The sequence below is a fragment of the uncultured Streptococcus sp. genome (genome assembly GCF_905372115.1).
Lineage (GTDB): Bacteria > Bacillota > Bacilli > Lactobacillales > Streptococcaceae > Streptococcus.
Genome location: NZ_CAJPNR010000021.1, coordinates 1 through 17262, shown reverse-complemented (window position 1 = coordinate 17262; position 17262 = coordinate 1). Strand labels below are relative to the sequence as shown.

Annotated in this window: 16 protein-coding genes; 3 read left to right on the top strand and 13 right to left on the bottom strand. The window is 44.1% G+C overall.

Annotated features, from left to right (window positions below; translation table 11 throughout):
• Positions 1-3 precede the first annotated feature (3 nt).
• Together QZ169_RS07035 and pcrA are read right to left on the bottom strand one after the other, a co-directional pair.
• Positions 4-402, bottom strand: a complete 399-nt coding sequence (locus QZ169_RS07035) for an NUDIX pyrophosphatase (RefSeq protein WP_295505713.1) — start codon at positions 400-402, stop codon at positions 4-6.
• The gene (gene pcrA / locus QZ169_RS07030) at positions 399-2687 is read right to left on the bottom strand and encodes a DNA helicase PcrA (protein WP_295505711.1); all 2289 of its coding nucleotides are present in this window, start codon (positions 2685-2687) and stop codon (positions 399-401) included. Before pcrA ends, QZ169_RS07035 begins: the two co-directional genes overlap by 4 nt.
• A 258-nt stretch (positions 2688-2945) precedes the next feature.
• On the opposite strand from pcrA, the gene QZ169_RS07025 reads away from it, so the two are divergent.
• Positions 2946-4142, top strand: coding sequence for a cation diffusion facilitator family transporter (locus QZ169_RS07025; RefSeq protein ID WP_295505708.1), 1197 nt, complete (start codon positions 2946-2948; stop codon positions 4140-4142).
• Positions 4143-4174: 32 nt separating this feature from the next.
• Here QZ169_RS07025 and QZ169_RS07020 read toward each other — a convergent pair whose 3' ends face one another.
• From QZ169_RS07020 to QZ169_RS07000, 5 genes are all read right to left on the bottom strand, one after another.
• Positions 4175-4912 (bottom strand): hydrolase, encoded by a 738-nt coding sequence (locus tag QZ169_RS07020; RefSeq protein ID WP_295505699.1) that lies wholly within the window; start codon positions 4910-4912, stop codon positions 4175-4177.
• A gap of 139 nt (positions 4913-5051) precedes the next feature.
• Positions 5052-5609 carry a signal peptidase I gene (gene lepB / locus QZ169_RS07015; protein ID WP_002897850.1) on the bottom strand — a complete coding sequence of 186 codons (558 nt, stop codon included), beginning with the start codon at positions 5607-5609 and terminating at the stop codon, positions 5052-5054.
• 181 nt (positions 5610-5790) lie between these two features.
• Positions 5791-7296, bottom strand: coding sequence for a pyruvate kinase (gene pyk, locus QZ169_RS07010; RefSeq protein ID WP_002897851.1), 1506 nt, complete (start codon positions 7294-7296; stop codon positions 5791-5793).
• A 56-nt stretch (positions 7297-7352) separates the two neighbouring features.
• Positions 7353-8363, bottom strand: coding sequence for a 6-phosphofructokinase (gene pfkA, locus QZ169_RS07005; RefSeq protein WP_002895919.1), 1011 nt, complete (start codon positions 8361-8363; stop codon positions 7353-7355).
• A gap of 84 nt (positions 8364-8447) precedes the next feature.
• A complete protein-coding gene (locus QZ169_RS07000) occupies positions 8448-11558 on the bottom strand; it encodes a DNA polymerase III subunit alpha (protein WP_295505692.1) in 3111 nt (1036 codons plus the stop codon).
• Between the two features lie 180 nt (positions 11559-11738).
• Here QZ169_RS07000 and QZ169_RS06995 point away from each other — a divergent pair, with 180 nt between their 5' ends.
• On the top strand, positions 11739-12446 hold the full coding sequence (locus tag QZ169_RS06995) for an ABC transporter ATP-binding protein (RefSeq protein WP_295505688.1): 708 nt from the start codon (positions 11739-11741) through the stop codon (positions 12444-12446).
• 14 nt (positions 12447-12460) lie between these two features.
• Positions 12461-13294 carry a lantibiotic ABC transporter permease gene (locus tag QZ169_RS06990; protein WP_295505685.1) on the top strand — a complete coding sequence of 278 codons (834 nt, stop codon included), beginning with the start codon at positions 12461-12463 and terminating at the stop codon, positions 13292-13294.
• Between the two features lie 42 nt (positions 13295-13336).
• On the opposite strand, the gene QZ169_RS06985 is transcribed toward QZ169_RS06990, so the two are convergent.
• The 6 genes from QZ169_RS06985 to QZ169_RS06960 form a co-directional block, all read right to left on the bottom strand.
• On the bottom strand, positions 13337-14032 hold the full coding sequence (locus tag QZ169_RS06985; protein WP_295505681.1) for an LrgB family protein: 696 nt from the start codon (positions 14030-14032) through the stop codon (positions 13337-13339).
• Positions 14025-14405 carry a CidA/LrgA family protein gene (locus tag QZ169_RS06980; RefSeq protein WP_002900667.1) on the bottom strand — a complete coding sequence of 127 codons (381 nt, stop codon included), beginning with the start codon at positions 14403-14405 and terminating at the stop codon, positions 14025-14027. Before QZ169_RS06980 ends, QZ169_RS06985 begins: the two co-directional genes overlap by 8 nt.
• A gap of 158 nt (positions 14406-14563) precedes the next feature.
• Positions 14564-14785 carry an accessory secretory protein Asp5 gene (locus QZ169_RS06975; protein ID WP_125348513.1) on the bottom strand — a complete coding sequence of 74 codons (222 nt, stop codon included), beginning with the start codon at positions 14783-14785 and terminating at the stop codon, positions 14564-14566.
• A 1-nt stretch (position 14786) separates the two neighbouring features.
• The gene (gene asp4 / locus QZ169_RS06970) at positions 14787-14969 is read right to left on the bottom strand and encodes an accessory secretory system protein Asp4 (protein ID WP_002910118.1); all 183 of its coding nucleotides are present in this window, start codon (positions 14967-14969) and stop codon (positions 14787-14789) included.
• Positions 14962-16314 carry an accessory Sec system glycosylation chaperone GtfB gene (gtfB, locus tag QZ169_RS06965; protein WP_295505678.1) on the bottom strand — a complete coding sequence of 451 codons (1353 nt, stop codon included), beginning with the start codon at positions 16312-16314 and terminating at the stop codon, positions 14962-14964. Before gtfB ends, asp4 begins: the two co-directional genes overlap by 8 nt.
• On the bottom strand, positions 16298-17262 hold a 965-nt coding region (locus QZ169_RS06960; protein ID WP_295505676.1), incomplete at its 5' end, for a glycosyltransferase. The genes QZ169_RS06960 and gtfB, both read right to left, overlap by 17 nt.

Here is a 17262-nt window from a genome sequence, read left to right as displayed (position 1 = left end):
ATCTTATAGCTTCTCGGTTATAATCTCAAAAGTCGCTTGATTGCTGGGCCAGTACAGCTGCGACGAAACTTTGTCTAAAGCTCCCCACTGAGCTCCTACATGCTCATCAGAAATCTGGATTTCCTTCTGTTCTGTCAGAACTAGAAAGAGATTTTTGTGGATGGTCAGATTTTCATCAATCTTTACTGTGAAATCTCCAAGACTAGTCAGACTTGAACAAGCTAAGAGCAAGCCGGTCTCCTCTTTTATTTCACGAAGGCAGGCTTCTTCTGGACTCTCACCACTCTCAATCCCACCAGTAATGGGCTGCCAAAAGGAAACTTTCTCATTCTCCACTTTCAAGAGCAGGATTTCCCCATCTTCAGGATGATAGATCCAGGCTTCAATCGACTGCCTCATCATGATTTTTTCTCAATTGGTGCTATGCTGGCCAGTACTGTCTTCAGCCCGACTTCTGGGAAATTAATCTTAAGCTCTTGACTATTTCCACTGCCAGAGACTGCCAGAACTGTCCCATCGCCCCATTTCTTATGGTGGGCAATATCTCCGATAGCCCAAGCAACTTCCGGCTTAGATGGTTGGCTCTGACTGTTCTTTCCAAAGGGCAGACTGCCTGTAGAAATGGAACTTGGTGCTGCCTGGCGTTTCCGCTCTTGCATGGCTTGCGCCAGGCTCATTCCCTGACCGAACTTGCTGATGTCGCTATTGGTATAGCTAACCTTATAGGGACTGTTTTCCGGCCGAGCCAGTCCCTGATAGTCTAGCAGGTCTGAGCTGATTTCTCTCAGGAAGCGGGTCGGCTGATTACAGTTGGTTTTACCATAAAGCAAACGAGATTCAGCATTAGTAAAATAGAGAACCATCTCTGCTCGAGTAATGCCGACATAGGCTAAACGCCGCTCCTCTTCCAAATCTTTTTCTTTGCTTTCTCCCCATTTAAAAGGAAAAATATTCTCCTCCATACCAATAATAAAAACGACCGGAAATTCCAATCCCTTAGCGGCATGGAGGGTCATCAGCGTCACTTCTGAGCTATCCTGATCTCCGTCATCTGTATCTGCAATCAAGGCCAAGTCATTGAGAAAACGGTTGAGCTTATCAAGGCCAGAATCATCAGCAGGATTATCAGAACTTTCGTCAAAGTTCTTGGTCACAGACAGGAATTCTTCGATATTTTCAATCCGAGCTTGGCTCTCCAAGGTCGCCTGGGCTGCCAAGGCCGCAGAATAGCCTGTCTTTTCCAATACAGCCTCTACCAGCTCCGTCACTGTATACTCGTCCAAGCGCTCTCGCAAATCCAGAAGCATATTGGCAAAATCATAGACCGCCTGAGCCGCCTTACCCTTGACTGGCGACAGCAGGATATTGGCCGACGCATCTAGCAAAGAGATGTCCTGACTGGCCGCAAAATTCCGAATTTTCTCCACCGTTCCTGGACCGACACCACGCTTAGGCTCATTGACCACGCGCTCATAGCTGATATTATCGCTAGGATTGGCAACGAGATTGAGATAAGAAATGACATCGCGGATTTCCTTACGGCTGTAGAACTGGGTGCTTCCCACCATGGTATAAGGCATATTGGCCTCGAGCAGGGCTTCCTCCACTGTACGGGACTGGGCACTTGTTCGGTAAAGGACTGCAAAATCCTTGTAACTATATCCTTCTCGACTCAGCTGAGCAATGGTTCGAGCAACAAAGAGAGCCTCATCCTTCTCGTCTTTAGCCCGATAGTAAACAATTTCCTCACCGTCTTCGTTTTGAGTCCAAAGATTTTTAGGACGGCGGTTGCGGTTGTTTCGGATGACTGCATTAGCCGCCTGAAGAATGGTCTTAGTTGAGCGATAGTTTTCCTCAAGCAGGACTACCTTAGTTTCTGGATAATCCTTTTCAAAGTCCAGGATATTCTGCATATCGGCTCCCCGCCAGCCATAGATAGACTGGTCAGCGTCTCCGACCACGCAGATATTCTTAAAGCGAGAAGCCAAGAGCTTGACCAGCTGGTACTGGGCATGGTTGGTATCCTGATACTCGTCCACATGGATATACTGGTAACGTTGCTGGTAGTAGGTCAGGACATCAGGATTTTGGTCAAAAAGGCGCAGAGTCAGCATGATCAAATCATCAAAGTCCATAGCCTCAGACTGGCGCAATTCCTTTTGATAGGCCGTGTAACAACTGGCTACAATCTCAGTGTACTTATCACCAGCTAGATTTGCATAGGCCACCTCGTCAATCAGATCGTTCTTAGCATTGGAAATGGTCCCCAGAATGGCACGCTCATTCCACTTTTTAGGATCCAGATTGAGATTTTTGAGAATCCGTTTCATCAGAGTCCGTTGTTCGCCCGGATCAACGATGGTGAAGTTGCGGTTGTAGCCAATATGGTCTGCCTCTCGTCGCAGGATGCGCACACACATGGAGTGGAAGGTGGCAATTAAGCAGTCTTGGGCCTCCGTTTTAAGTTTTTCAGCCCGTTCTCTCATCTCCCTCGCTGCCTTATTGGTAAAGGTAATAGCTAAGATATTCCAAGGATTGACCATCTTCTCATCAATCAAATAGGCAATGCGGTGGGTCAGGACACGGGTCTTACCCGATCCAGCTCCCGCCATAATCAGCAAAGGCCCTTCTGTTGTCTGAACCGCCTCAGCCTGACGGTCATTCATACCGTTTAATAAAGGATGCATGTTTCTTCCTCTTTCAAAGTCAATGCTACTATTATAACAAAAATCCTGATGAAGCTAAACCAGAAAGAAGAGGAATTTCTGATTTTAGATTAGATTTTAGGCAAAGTCATTTAAGCAACCCTAAGCCCGACGGAAATTGAAAATCAGGTCTATTTTTGCTATAATATGCCCATATGAGACTTAGAATATCTTTCCAGAGATGACTTTTTCACAAGTCTCTTTTCCATTCTGCTGCCCCACTTAGAAAGAAAGGCTGTCATGAAAAATCCTAGTAACAATCTGAAGCTAGCAGAGAGAGGAGCCATCCTTTCCATCGCTACCTATCTGATTCTCTCCGCGGTCAAGATTATCGCAGGCTCGACCCTCCAGTCCTCCAGTCTGACGGCCGACGGCTTTAACAACGTCTCTGATATCGTGGCTAATATCGCCGTTTTAATTGGCCTGCGTATGGCCAGAAAACCAGCCGACCGTGACCATCGCTTCGGCCACTGGAAGATAGAAGATCTGGCCAGTCTCATCACATCTTTTATCATGTTTTTCGTTGGATTTGATGTCCTGATTGAGACCATTCAGAAAATCATCTCCAATCAAGAGACCAAGATTGACCCTGTTGGTGCCGTGGTCGGAATCTTCTCGGCAATCATTATGTTGGGTGTTTATTTTTACAATAAAACACTGGCTAAAAAAGCTCACTCCAAAGCTCTGGATGCTGCAGCCAAGGACAACCTGTCAGATGCTGTCACTTCTATCGGCACTTCAGTTGCTATCATTGCCAGCGCCTTTAACTTTCCAATAGTTGATAAGCTGGCAGCCATTGTCATTACCTTCTTCATTCTCAAGACGGCCTATGATATCTTTATGGAATCTTCTTTCAGCCTGTCCGACGGATTTGATGAGAGCCTACTCCAAGACTATAAGCAAGCTATCCTGGAAATTCCTAAAATCACTCAGGTTAAGTCCCAGCGGGGTAGGACCTATGGCAGTAATATCTATCTAGATATTATTCTTGAAATGAATCCAGACCTTTCTGTCTATGAGAGTCATGAGATTGCGGACCAGGTTGAGGATATGCTTATGGAGCACTTCGGGGTCTTTGACATTGACATTCATATCGAGCCCGCTCCCATTCCTGAAGATGAGAGATTGGAAAATCTTTATCCAAACCTACTCATGCGTGAGCAGCTCGTGGACCAAGGCAGCCAACTGGATACGCTTCTGTCCGCCGAATTTCTCTATATTTGCCAAGATGGCCGACAGCTAAACAAGGCTGAATTTCAGGCAGAAAGAGCCTCAAAAACTCCTCTCAAAAACTTTGAACTGCTTTCTGTCAGCCAGAAAACCAAGCTCATCCGATATGAAATGGACGGTGTCATCCATACCAGCCTCTGGCGCCGTCACGAAGTATGGCAAAACATCTTTCACCAAGAGACACGAAAAAACCAGTCTGATGATTAAGTCAGCCTGGCTTTTTCTTTGCAACACATCCTTCATTTCTCCGTATAATAAATAACAGTAATGCTATCTAGACTTTGCAAATTTGTTGGTTTCTCTTTAGCTTTCAGGCCATCTTTTTCAGGATTGTCAGACAAATGATAGTCATCATAGCTGTCATCTAGGTCGGTATAAATCTTTATCTTATCATTAACAAGTAAAGCAGCATATCTTGCCTGTCCAAAAGGCTTTCTTGAAATCTTTGTAAATTCAATTTTTTCAACATTTTCATAGTGATTCAGTAAAAATAAAGCCAGACCCTCTTCCTGGTTGCGTACCTTTACTTTTTCCTCTGTCGTCAGCCAAGCATTTTCTCCAGAGTAAATAACATCCGTCTCACCCGTATCTTTAAAATTTGTGACCTTCTCTTTCTTTTTCAGACGAAAAGTCAATTCTGTCGAATCAGTGTGAGAGTTATTATTTATATTATAGTTTTCATCTTTTGAGTCCAAAGAAACATGTGGGATATAACTGGTGTCATTTACTATGAGACTAACGGAATCCCCTTTCCATAAATTTCCCTTGGAAAATTCATCAAATTCAATTTTTTGAACATCTTCATAATGATTAATGATATAAAGTGCAAGCTTTTGCTCTTTCTTATGAAGCTCAGTCATTTCTGTATCTGACATCCATATTTTTTCACCATCTCTATTTACTATACTGCTACATGCTGTCAAAAAACTTAGAGCCAGTATAGCAAAAAATAATAATTTCTTCTTTCTTGACTTCAAGAGCAGTCTCCTTTAACAGTCTTTTGATATTAGTATACCACATCAAGACAAGTATCTTTATGTTTACTTGTAACTTTAAAGTTGATTTTCAAAGAAAAAAACCAAGGCTTGCCCTGCCTTGGTTGAAAATAGACTTCAATTATTTATTCTTAATAAAACCAAATTCATTAAGCGGTGAGAGTCGGAACTCCACCACTCCCTTGATTTGACTGGCTTTGATGAGCCCAAATTCTCGGCTGTCCTTCGTATTTTCCCGTCGGTCATTAATAATCAGATAAGAATCTTTAGTAATTTTATCAGACTTTGAATCTTTTAAATCCATAATAGAGAAATCATGAGTATAGTAACCCGAACTTCCTGCTGAAGCCAGATATTTCTCGCGCATTTTCTCGATATATTCTTCCGACATGACCTGACCGTTCAGGTAAAGGAGGTCATCCATATAGGTTACCTGATCTTTTTCCTGGGCAATGACCCGGCCGACATAGTCTTTGCCGTCCACTTCATAGAGAACAAAGTCTCCACGCTTGATGTCTTGCTTTTTCGTCGCCAAGACCAAGTCATTCTTTGCCAAATAGGAATTACTGTCCTGCTCAGTCACCCGATAAGGCGTATAAATAAAAACTCTCAGCCCTATAATGATAGCTGCCAGTACTGAAAAAATAATGATATTTCTTAATAAATCTCTCTTTAACATTCGTCTCCCCCATCTCTTTTATACCATTATATCATTTTTAGACAAAATAGACAAAGGTACAATTTTATTTCAAAAATCAATTCTCAAACTTGTTCTTCTCTCAAGTAAGATAAGTGGTATCACATAGACAAGAAAAAAACCGGTGATTTTCCAATCAACGGTTCTTTTTTGTTGTCTTAGATTAACGTACTGTACGGATGCGCATTGTGTTGGTACGAACTGCTTCACCAAGCGGCACACCAGCAACAATAACGATATCATCGCCAGATTCAACCAATCCTTGCTCAACCGCAATCTTTTCAGCGATTTCAAACATATCATCTGTATTAGATGGAGTTTCAGTAGTCACTGGAATAACACCCCAGTTCAGCATAAGACCACGTTGAGTCAATTCGTCAAAAGTGATAGCTAAGATATCAGCGTTTGGACGGTATTTAGAAATCAAGCGAGCTGTGTGACCAGTCTTAGTAAGGGTAACTACCAACTTGATATCCATTGAATTTGTAGCATCTTTAACTGCTGAAGCCATAACTTCAGTCTTAGAGTTGCGCTCAAAGTTGTCAGTTGTCAAACGGCCATATTCGTTAAGAAGGGTTTGAGCATTCTTATCGATAGTCGCCATTGTTGTTACTGACTCAAGTGGGTATTTACCATTTGCAGACTCACCTGAAAGCATAGTTGCGTCAGTTCCATCGATAACAGCGTTAAACACGTCTGATACTTCTGAACGAGTTGCACGTGGTTTTTCTGTCATGGTTTCAAGCATGTTAGTTGCAGTGATAACCACTTTACCAGCTGCATTTACCTTAGTGATGATCATCTTTTGGTAAACTGGAACCATTTCAAATGGTACTTCGATACCCATGTCACCACGGGCAATCATGATACCATCAGCAGCTTCAATGATTTCGTCCAAGTTATCGATACCTTGTTGGTTTTCGATTTTCGCGAACAATTGAACGTGTCCATTACCAGTTTCTTCACAGATTGCACGAACTTCGTTGACGTCTTTTGCAGTACGTACAAATGAAATCGCGATGAAGTTGATTCCTTGCTCAAGACCAAAGCGGATATCGTCATTGTCACGCTCAGCAAGTGCTGGGAAAGGAATCTTAGTGTTAGGGATGTTCACACCTTTTTGCTTAGCAATGATGCCGTCATTTTCAACTTCTACTTCAAATTCACGAGTAGCATCGTCTTTAGCGACAACACGAAGACCAAGTTTACCATCGTCAACCAATACTTGACGACCAACTTCAACATCATCATAGATGTCCAATCCACCAGCAACGTTCAAAGCAATTACTTCACGAGTAGATTTGATACCTTGCTTAGTAGCAACACGGATTTTTTCACCTGTCTTGTATGAATACTCTTTTGCATCGCCTTCGAACAATTCTGTACGAATTTCTGGTCCTTTTGTATCAAGAAGGAAACCAACTTTTTGACCGGCAATTTCTTCTGCACGCTTAACAGTTGCCATGCGCTCTCCTTGCTCAGCATGGTCACCGTGTGAGAAGTTGAAACGGAATGTGTTTGCGCCAGCTTCAATCAACTTAGCAATGTTTTGAGCTGATGCTTCAACATCCAGCTTTTCTCCCCAATATCCGTCATCACCGAATTTTTTACCACCGCGGATTTCTACCGCAGGACCTAATGTTGCAACGATTTTTACACGTTTATTCATGATTGTATGAAACTCCTTCTTCTATTTGGCCTCTTGGCCTGAATAACAAATAATAATTAAATATTGATGCTGCGGTTCAAATCAGCCAAGTCCAGATCAGCCTTGTGCGGATTATTGACAACAATCTTGCCTTCAGCAGTCAAGCTAAAGAGTGCTCCTTCTTCAGCAGTTCCCAAAATTGGGCTTTCAACCATCTGCTCATTGCGGATTCCAACAGCAACTCCGCCGATACCTTCTTTAAGCAGTTTAACAGCATGTGCTCCCATACGAGATGCAAGAACACGGTCACGCGCAGTCGGTGAGCCTCCACGCTGGATATGTCCGAGCTCTGTGACACGCAAATCGCTCATATCTCCAGCTTCTTTCAGCTTTTCAGCAAATTCATCCGCTGACATGACACCCTCAGCCAAGACGATGATGTTGTGCTTCTTACCCTTGGCATAGCCATTCTTAATGCTTTCAACAACTTCTTCGATCTTGAAACCTTCTTCAGGAACGATGATTTCATCCGCACCAGATGCAATACCTGCCCAAAGAGCAATATCACCAGCATTACGACCCATTACTTCGATAACGAAAGTACGACGGTGACTGGATGAGGTATCCCGAATCTTGTCAATCGCATCCATAGCTGTAGTAACAGCAGTATCAAAACCGATAGTGAAGTCTGTTCCGACGATATCATTGTCAATGGTTCCTGGAACACCAACAGCTGGGAAGCCATGCTCTGTCAAGCGCATCGCACCGTGGTAAGATCCATCACCACCGATAACAACGACACCTTCGATTCCATGTTTTTTAAGCTGCTCAATCCCTTTCAGCTGCCCTTCAACTTGGGCAAACTCAGGATAACGAGCAGAGTGAAGGAAAGTTCCACCACGAGAAATAATGTCACCAACTGATGTCGCATCAAGTGGGTAAATCTCGCCAGCTACCATTCCAGCGTAACCATCATAAATACCGTAAACTTCCATTCCTTCGGAAATTGCTTTACGAACAACCGCACGGATGGCAGCATTCATACCAGGGGCATCACCACCACTAGTCAAAACAGCAATACGTTTCATTTCGCTTTTTGCTCCTTTTTCTTTTTAACATTCTTATAGATTATACCACAATCATCATGAAAATTCTCTTATTTTCCATATTTTTTAACGAAAAATCGTTTTCATAGTATAATTCTTTAATTCCTCTTGCAGCTGCTCCGATTTCTCCACTCGGAAATGAGGTGCAGACATAGTTCGCTTCTCATCTTCATAGCGCAGGACAACCGGAATATTGCCGGGGTATTTCTGTAAAATCTGAGATATTTTCCGATCATGTTCATGTCCAGCAAGTTTTATCCAGAATCGTTCTGTAGTGGCTTCTTCTATATCTGACAGGACCAACTGTAAACGGCCATCCCGCTCCTGCACCTTGCCAGTCAAGTAGTAAATGCCCTTTTCCTTAATACGCTCAGCCAGCTGACGATAGGTATCAGGAAAGAGGGTAACATCCAGTTTTTTCTTCGTATCTGAAACCTGCAAGAAGGACATATTCTCGCCCTTTTTAGTCCGAATAGTCTTGATAGTCTGGACTTGAGCTAAAATCCTAGCTCTGCTATTTTCCGTCAAATCACTAATCCAACTAAAGGGCTGGTCTGCTTCTTTGGCCAGTTTAACCAAGGGGTGATCGCTAAGCCCCACACCGATAATGCTCTGTTCCAGCTCAAACTTTTCGGCATCGCTGAAATCCTGAGCCTCTGTCCAAGAATAAGTCGTATCCGCAAAGAGGCTGCCCAGCTCATCCGCAAATACAAATAGATTAGGCAGATTGGCTAAAATTTTTTGGCGATTTTTCTCAAAACTGTCAAAGAGCCCCAGCTGGATTAGAGGAGTCAGCAGTGGAATCTTATGGTAATTCTGAGGTAGGCGCAGAATAAAGTCTTCTACCCCAGTAAAGGCAGCATTTTGTCGCTCTTCGATAATCCAGTATGCCAAATCCCTAGGCAGGCCCTTGATATTTTTCAGACCCAAAAAAATCTTTTTATCCTGAAACTTATCATGGTAGGGAATATTATTGATGCTGAGGGGTGCTGTTTCAAAGTCAAAACTCAGGGCATCGGTGATATAGTCACTGCTAGAATAATTAAGCATGACATCAAAGAAAACATCTGGATAGTGAGCCTTGAAGTAAGCCAACTGAAAGGCCAGAGCTGAGTAGGCATAGGCGTGGCTGCGGTTGAAGCCATAACCAGCAAACTTCTCCATAATAGCAAAGACTTCCTTGGCTTTGGATTCCGAGTGACCTAGCTTGAGAGCACCTGCAACAAAGTCCTCCTGCATGCGGTGCATTTCAGCAGCACTTTTCTTACCCATTGCCCTTCGTAAAATATCAGCTTTCCCCAGACTAAAGCCACCAAAACGCTGGGCTACCTGCATGACCTGCTCTTGGTAGAGCATGATACCGTAAGTCGGAGCTAGAATATCAGCCAAACTGTCATCAATCAGCTCCACCTGCTCCAGTCCATGCTTTCTCTTTACAAAATTGTCAATATAATCGCTAGCTCCAGGACGATTGAGAGAAGTTGTGGCCACTACTTCCTCAAAGCAAACTGGCTGAACCCGCTTGAGCAGGCTAATGGCACCCGGCTGCTCAAACTGGAAAATCCCCTTGGTCTGGCCAGTCGCAAAGAGTTTCAGAGTGTCTGCATCCTCCAAGTCAATGTCTGCAATCTCAATATCTACCTCATATTTTTTCAGGGTTGCTTCTTTCATCCGCTGAACAAAGGTCAGATTGCGCAAGCCCAGAAAGTCCATCTTAAGCAGTCCATTGCTCTCCACACCGTGGGCATCATATTGGGTGATATACATGTCCTCACCATATTTGAGCGGTATCTGGTCTGTCAGGTCATTGTCACTCATCACAACGCCGGCTGCATGGATAGAAGTCTGACGGGGATGACCTTCGATTTTTTTAGCAATATCAAAGGCCCTTTGATATTCCAGCTTACTGTTGATAATCTGACGAAAGCCCATATTTTTCTCATAAGCAGAGGTCAGACTATCGCCGAAGCGAATTTTCTTGGTGATATTGGTCAGCTCATACTCTGGCAGACCGAAACGCTTGAAAACATCGCGAATGGCCTGCTTAGCTCCAAAGGTCGAGTAGGTCACAATCTGAGCCGCATGCATACTGCCATAGCGGTCCCGAACATAGCGGATAAACTCCGGCCGGTAAACATCAGGAATATCGATATCAATATCGGGCATGGTATAGCGCTCTAGATTTAGAAAGCGCTCAAAAAGCAGGTTATTTTTGACTGGGTCAATCCCAGTAATCTCCAAAGCATAGGCCACCAGACTGCCGACAGCAGATCCTCGACCCATACCCATATAGTAGCCCTGACTACGACCAAAGCGCAGCAAATCCCAGACAATGAGGAAATAATCATCAAAGCCCATCTGATGAATGACATCCAGCTCCTGATCCAGCCGTTCCTGATAAAGTTTACCTATTAAACCGCGTTTTTTCAAGCCAGCTTCGGAGCGCTCCCGCAACTCTTCCACGGCTGGTCGCTCCCGATTAAAGCGGGGCAGTTTCAGCTCCCTATTGATATCATAGTGAACATGACGGACTAGCTTCTCAAGATTAGCCAAACTCTCTGGGAAAGTTTCCTTAAAAGCTCCTGCCAGAGCATCTGGTCCCAGCAAAAACTCATGATTGGGAAGGCTGCCAATCTCCCGCAGGCTGGCATTTTCTCGAATAGCCCGGAGCATCTGCAAGGTTTCCAAATCCCCCGTGTCAAAATATCGGACAGTATGCAGGGGCAGGGTTGGCCGACCGAACTCCTGCTTGGGCGTTGCTGGAAAGACACCAACATAAAAATCCAACCCCAAATCCAGATCTGCTACTCCGTCAAAAGCAGGAACAATCACAGCCAAGCCCTTAAAGAGATGCTGGAAATCCTCCCAGTTTTTTTGTCCCATCATCTTGAGAGTCGAGACTTTCATCAGATTACGATAGCCCTGACTGTCTAAGGCCAGCAGACGGAGATGAAGCTCCTGCTCTTCCTTAATCAGACTCAGCTCCAAGCCTAAAAGCGGCTGCAGTCCCGCAGATTCAGCTTCCTCTAAGAAATGATAGGCACCATAGAGATTGTCCACATCCATCATGCCCAGATGGCTGTATCCTAAGTCCTTGGCTTTCTGCACATATTTCTTTATCGGGACCAAGCTATCCATAAAACTGTAAACAGTCTTGGTATCAAGTTGTATTACCACATTATTCTCCTTGAACACGCTTTGCTTCTTCTTATAACTATTATACCGCAATTCACTGAATGAGGGAAATAGGAGTTTGACTGAACAGAAAGATTCCATTCCCTCTTTCCGGCTTTCTTTGCCATTTTCCTAAGGAAAAGGTATAATAATTGTAAATTGAAGAAAATAAAGGAGACATGTATGAATCAGTATCCTCTGGTCTATCTTGACCATGTCCATAAAAATTATGGCGACGCACCCGCCCTGTATGATGTGAGCTTAAACATACAGCCCGGCAGAATCATCGGACTTCTAGGTCCTAATGGCAGCGGCAAGACAACTATTATCAAGCTTATCAATGGTCTCTTGCAGCCCACCTCTGGTCATATCTATCTAAAAGGAGTTAAACCTTCTCCTGATACCAAAAGAATCGTTTCCTATCTGCCAGATACGACTTATCTAAGCGACAGCTCTAAAGTAATCGAAGCTGTAAAATATTTCCAAGATTTTTATGATAATTTTGACAGCGCGAAAGCCATGCAGCTTCTAAAGGATCTTCATATCGATCCTCAAGTGCGCATCGGAAGCCTTTCAAAAGGTAACAAAGAAAAAATGCAGCTCATTTTGGTCATGAGCCGCCATGCGGAACTCTATATCCTAGACGAGCCTATCGGTGGTGTTGATCCGGCTGCTCGTGACTATATCCTGCAGACCATCATCCAAAATCGCACACCTCAGTCTTCTGTCATCATTTCCACCCACTTGATCGCAGATATCGAGCCAATCTTGGATGAAGTAATCCTGATTAACCAAGGTCAGATCTTTTTGCATGAAAATGCTAATCAGCTGCGTCAACAGTACAATCAATCCATTGATAATCTCTTCCGCAGCCAGTTTCGCTTTTATTAGGAGGGCTTCATTATATGTTTGGAAAACTGTTTAAATACGATTTTAAGTCTAATTACAAATGGTATTGTATCACCTTTGCCATTCTTCTGTCTCTCTCTATCTTGATGGGATTTATAACTGGCAGCAGCTTGAGACCTGAGGTCATGGAACGCTATAGTGACTACCCAATGGCTACTAGTGGTGTTATTGTCACTTTATACCTACTCTTCCTCTTGCTGTTTTCTGCATCCTGCGCTGTCTTTCTGTCCAATACCATCATTATTATCCGTCGATTTTATAAAAATGTTTTTGGGCGAGAAGGCTACCTGACTTGGACCTTGCCGGTTACGCCGCATCAGATTCTTCTGTCTAAGCTTCTTTCCGCATTTGTTTGGACCCTCTTGTGTATGCTAACCATGTTTATTAGCGGCCTTGTCATTTTTGGCATTGCCCTCGCTATTACAGGCTATTCATTTAATGAGATTTTTAAATATATTGGTGAAATCCCAAATCTGTGGCTTTGGATTGTCAAATACGGCTTCCTTAATCTCCTCCAAATCCTTTCTGGTATCCTCTTCTTTTATCTAGCAATCTCAGTCGGACAGCTATTTAAGAAGAATCGGATTATGATGGCTGTGCTTTTCGGATTTTTGATTTGGAGTGTTCTGGCGGTCCTGTCACTCTTCTTACCTAGTTTCTTCAATCCATATGGCCTATTTTCTCCATACCAATATAGTTACTCCGATACGGATTTTGAAATGATGCTAGATGTCTTTCTTCTTATCCGAATCGTCGTTGAACTGGTCAAAATTTTCGGTTTCTATTTTACAATCCATACCATTGTAAAAAACAAACTAAATCTTCAATAAGCAAAACAAGGTTGAAACAAAACGTTTCAACCTTGTTTATTTTTACTTCAGAATAATGGCTGCCACGATGGGGCTGACCAGAACATACATGAGCCCAGTCACGCCAATCGCAAGTCCTGCCATAGCTCCTGCGACCTGGCCGTATTTAAAGGCTGTTCCCGTTCCTACCGCATGGCCGGTTCCCCCTAAAGCTAGACCGATAGCTACTGGATCTGTGATTTTTAAGAGCTTAAGAAGCGTTGGTCCCAAGACACTGGTCAGAATGCCCGTCGCAACCACCACCACTAATGTCACTGTAGCAAGCCCTTGCAGCTTTTCTGTGATACCGACAGCCATGGCCGTTGTGACAGACTTCGGAAAAAGAGATACAGCCAGAAAGAAATCCATGCCGAAAAACTTAGCCAACAGAGCAGTAAAGCTAGTATTGACTACAACCGCCGCAAAGGTCCCAATCAAAATACTGCGCGCATGGTGCTTCATCAAATGAAAAGTCTTGTAAAGCGGAATCCCCAAAGCAACCGTAGATGGCACAATTAGATTGTTTAAATAGGAGCCACCGACATAGTAATCCTTGTAGGAAATACCGGTTAATTTTAAAAAAGCAATAACCAAAACTGCTGCAATCAGCAAAGGAGTTGTCAAGGGATGAGGAAATCTCCGAAAAATCAATAGACCGAACAGATAGGCCAAGATAGACAATGCAAGGCCAAAGAGAGGGTTGCTCCATAAATCAGACATTGCTTGCGTCTCCTTCCTCATAATCTCCTTCAAAACGAGTCTTAATCAGCTGCACCACAACTGCAATCACGCAGACATTAAGCACAATTGCTCCTAAAACAATCAAAATAATCGGCAGCAGATAAGGCGCGATGACCTGAAATTTATCCATGATACCAACTGCTGGAGGCAGAAAAAGAATGGTCATATTTGCCAAAAGAAAATTGCCAACCATACTGATGTGACGCAGGCGCAGGAGCTTGAATTGCAGAGCCAAAAACAGCAAGACTAAGCCAATGATACTGCCCGGAACAGGCAGGTGGAAAACACTTGAAATTCCTTCTCCAACGAGAGAAATCATAAAAATAATCATCAACTGAACGTATAATTTCATACCAAACCTCCATCACTTGTATATCCAGTTTACTCCTTTTCAGGAAAATATCAAGGTGCTTTCAGAAATTAAAACCTTTACATAAAAAATCAGCTTATAAAAATTCCCTCCATCGTCTGCAATAGAGGGTCTTTCTTATTTAGCCATCGTCTGAGAAATCAAAGAGATTGAATCATAAAGAAAATCATGAGCACAATCAGGGCAAGGCTTGCCAAAAGAACTAAGATTTTCTTTGCGAGGTGGGTTTCCCAGTAACCTGACTTGCCAATCGATGTATTGGTGTCTCTGTAAAATTGCTGGCTCTCTCTGGGAAGAAGACTAACCAGCAAAATCAAGACAAGGGCTGCTACAATGGTAAGTGTAATCAATATTGTTTGCATTTTATTTCCTCAAGACTCCAATCAATGTAAAAATCAAGCCAATCAAGATCATCAAGCCCAAGGCGATGACAAAGGCCTTGTTGAGATTTTCACCCAAGCTGGCCTTTTCTTTCTTGGGCTTGCCATGCTTGAGCTCATCTAACCGCCCCTCAATATCCTTATGAAATAAATCTTTTTTAGCCATGCTGACCTCCTAGTACGCTTTGGAGAGTCTCCTGATAAAGACTGACAGGCACATCGTTAGCATGTCGGCCTTGTGCTTGCAAGGCTGACCGCATCTGCTCGACACCAGATAAGGCTTCTTCCAAAGTTGCTGCCAACTGAGCAGGCTGGCTGCTGTCAAAAATATGCTGCTGGGCAATGTAGTGCCTGTCATGCAGGGTCTGCTCAAAGCCTAGGATCAAGAGATTGTTCTCAAAAGCCTTGCGCACTGCCTGCAGGACCTGACCGCCGTGATTGATGTCCAGATAAACGTCTGATTCCAAGTAGAGCTGCTCAATTTGCTTGAGACTGGCATTTTGATAAAGAACGACATTCTTGTAGGACAGCATAGACAAGAGCTTGGGCGACATTTCTGTGAGAGCTGCAATGCGAAAAACTAGCTGCGGCAAGGCCTGAACCAAGGTCTCTAAGCCTTCAATCTGATCCGAGTGGGTCAGGATTAAAGCATCTTTTCGTAGGTAGTTGTCCCGCTTGAAATCATAATGATAGCCCAGATGCAGGAACTTCTGCTGCTGGTCAGCTGCAGCCAAACTCTTGGCCTTTTCATAGGTCGCCAAATCTGGAATAACAATGGTCTGCGCCCGCAGCTGACTATTTTCCAGAATCAGCTGCATATTACCCGGAAGCTCATCATACAGAGGCTCCTGCCAGAATAGAATATCCTGCCCAGCTCGGCCTGTCAAGCTGTGGGAAACTAGGAAAGAATAAGCCAGCGAATTAAAAAGAATGTGATCCAAGTCAAAGTCTAGCCGCTCCAAAAAGAAACGGATAAAATCCACTCGGCTTTTAAAAATCCGCAAGGGCTCTTGGTCCAGAGTCAGGATGATATCACCGGTGGCATGATTCTCCACGATACGCTCCTGACCGTCTGTGCTGTAGTAGGTCGTGTTGAAGGCTTCCTGAGCAGATTTATAGGCTGTTTTGGCAAAGCAACGGCCTTGCTTATTATAGCGCTCACTCAGTCGCAGCTGGCCTTTTTTATCCAGCCAGTCCACCTGCTTGACCAGGCGTCCCTTGGCCTGACTGGCATAGTGAATCCGTGCTCTTTCTTCTCCCATGTCACTGACACGCGCCGCCTGATGATCACCTGTGATTTCCCAGAAAGGCGGCACTGGCACTTGATTGAAAAAGAGCGGGTGGTCTACTCCCTCTTCATCTCCTAAAAAATAAGTATAGGGGGAGATCATGTCGTCCGGCAGAAAGCCATTGGCCTCAATGACAATGGTCGGACAGTCATAGCCAGCTGCAAGGAGGGAATCATGCAGATCCTGGGTTTCCTGATTGTAATAATCAAAGAGCTGAATCATCTCTGACCTCCTTTAAAAGCTGGGACCAAGCCGCTTCAACCCGGTTGGTCAAATAATTCTCGGCCACTTGATAAGAGTGTTGGCTCATCTCCTGCTGGCGTCCTTGGCTAAATAGAGCTACTATTTTCTCCACAAAAGCAGCAATAATCTGGTCCTCCACCTGATTGGAGCTGACTGGCAGCAGATAGCCATTTTTACCATCATCGATAAAAGTCTGATTGCCATAGCGGACATCAAAGCCGATGAGAGGCAGACCCGAGCCAACTGCTTCCATGAGAGTCAGACCAAAGCCTTCGCTGGTTGAAGCCGTCAGATAAAGCTCATAGCCTGCATAAATCTGACTCAGATCAGCATGCCCTTTGAGCCGAATGTAGTCCTGCGCTCCTGCTTCCTCAATCCTGTGGCGTAGTTTCTCCTCTTCGCCCCCCTTACCGTAAATATCAAGAGTCAGCTCAGGCAGCTGGGCATGAGCTTGGACAGTCGCTGCTACTAGCCAATCGATATGCTTTTCCGTAGCGAGACGCGAAGCCGTAATCATAGAGAAAGGCTTGCGAGGCTCTTTGGGATAAGTCAGCTGATCGAGACTCCCCACCGGTATGGTGACAATCTTGGGCTGCTTGTCCGAGTAATGCTGGAACTGCTGCTCTAGAATCCTTTTCTGAGCCTCAGTTGCCACAATGAAAAAGTCCACCTTATCAGCATTGGTAAACTGGTAGTCATAGAAATTGTTCCAGAGAATGTAGTCGTCGCTGCTGGCATTTTCACTGAAATGCTCGGCATGGACCACTACTCCCAGCTTAGCCTTCTGGCTTTCCTCAAAGACAACCTGACCAATCCCCGTCTCCCGATCCAAGATGACCACATCATCTGCTTGCAGCTGCAGGCATTGGAGGAAATAACGAACCAGCTCAGCCTTGGAATAGAAAATCCGATCTGGAAAGCGATAGA

What these genes read in the sequence shown, in the direction of transcription:
- QZ169_RS07035 (WP_295505713.1), bottom strand. Translation starts at nt 402, where the DNA reads ATGATGAGGCAGTCGATTGAAGCCTGGATCTATCATCCTGAAGATGGG.
- pcrA (WP_295505711.1), bottom strand. Translation starts at nt 2,687, where the DNA reads ATGCATCCTTTATTAAACGGTATGAATGACCGTCAGGCTGAGGCGGTT.
- QZ169_RS07025 (WP_295505708.1), top strand. Translation starts at nt 2,946, where the DNA reads ATGAAAAATCCTAGTAACAATCTGAAGCTAGCAGAGAGAGGAGCCATC.
- lepB (WP_002897850.1), bottom strand. Translation starts at nt 5,609, where the DNA reads ATGTTAAAGAGAGATTTATTAAGAAATATCATTATTTTTTCAGTACTG.
- pyk (WP_002897851.1), bottom strand. Translation starts at nt 7,296, where the DNA reads ATGAATAAACGTGTAAAAATCGTTGCAACATTAGGTCCTGCGGTAGAA.
- pfkA (WP_002895919.1), bottom strand. Translation starts at nt 8,363, where the DNA reads ATGAAACGTATTGCTGTTTTGACTAGTGGTGGTGATGCCCCTGGTATG.
- QZ169_RS06995 (WP_295505688.1), top strand. Translation starts at nt 11,739, where the DNA reads ATGAATCAGTATCCTCTGGTCTATCTTGACCATGTCCATAAAAATTAT.
- QZ169_RS06990 (WP_295505685.1), top strand. Translation starts at nt 12,461, where the DNA reads ATGTTTGGAAAACTGTTTAAATACGATTTTAAGTCTAATTACAAATGG.
- QZ169_RS06985 (WP_295505681.1), bottom strand. Translation starts at nt 14,032, where the DNA reads ATGTCTGATTTATGGAGCAACCCTCTCTTTGGCCTTGCATTGTCTATC.
- QZ169_RS06980 (WP_002900667.1), bottom strand. Translation starts at nt 14,405, where the DNA reads ATGAAATTATACGTTCAGTTGATGATTATTTTTATGATTTCTCTCGTT.
- QZ169_RS06975 (WP_125348513.1), bottom strand. Translation starts at nt 14,785, where the DNA reads ATGCAAACAATATTGATTACACTTACCATTGTAGCAGCCCTTGTCTTG.
- asp4 (WP_002910118.1), bottom strand. Translation starts at nt 14,969, where the DNA reads ATGGCTAAAAAAGATTTATTTCATAAGGATATTGAGGGGCGGTTAGAT.
- gtfB (WP_295505678.1), bottom strand. Translation starts at nt 16,314, where the DNA reads ATGATTCAGCTCTTTGATTATTACAATCAGGAAACCCAGGATCTGCAT.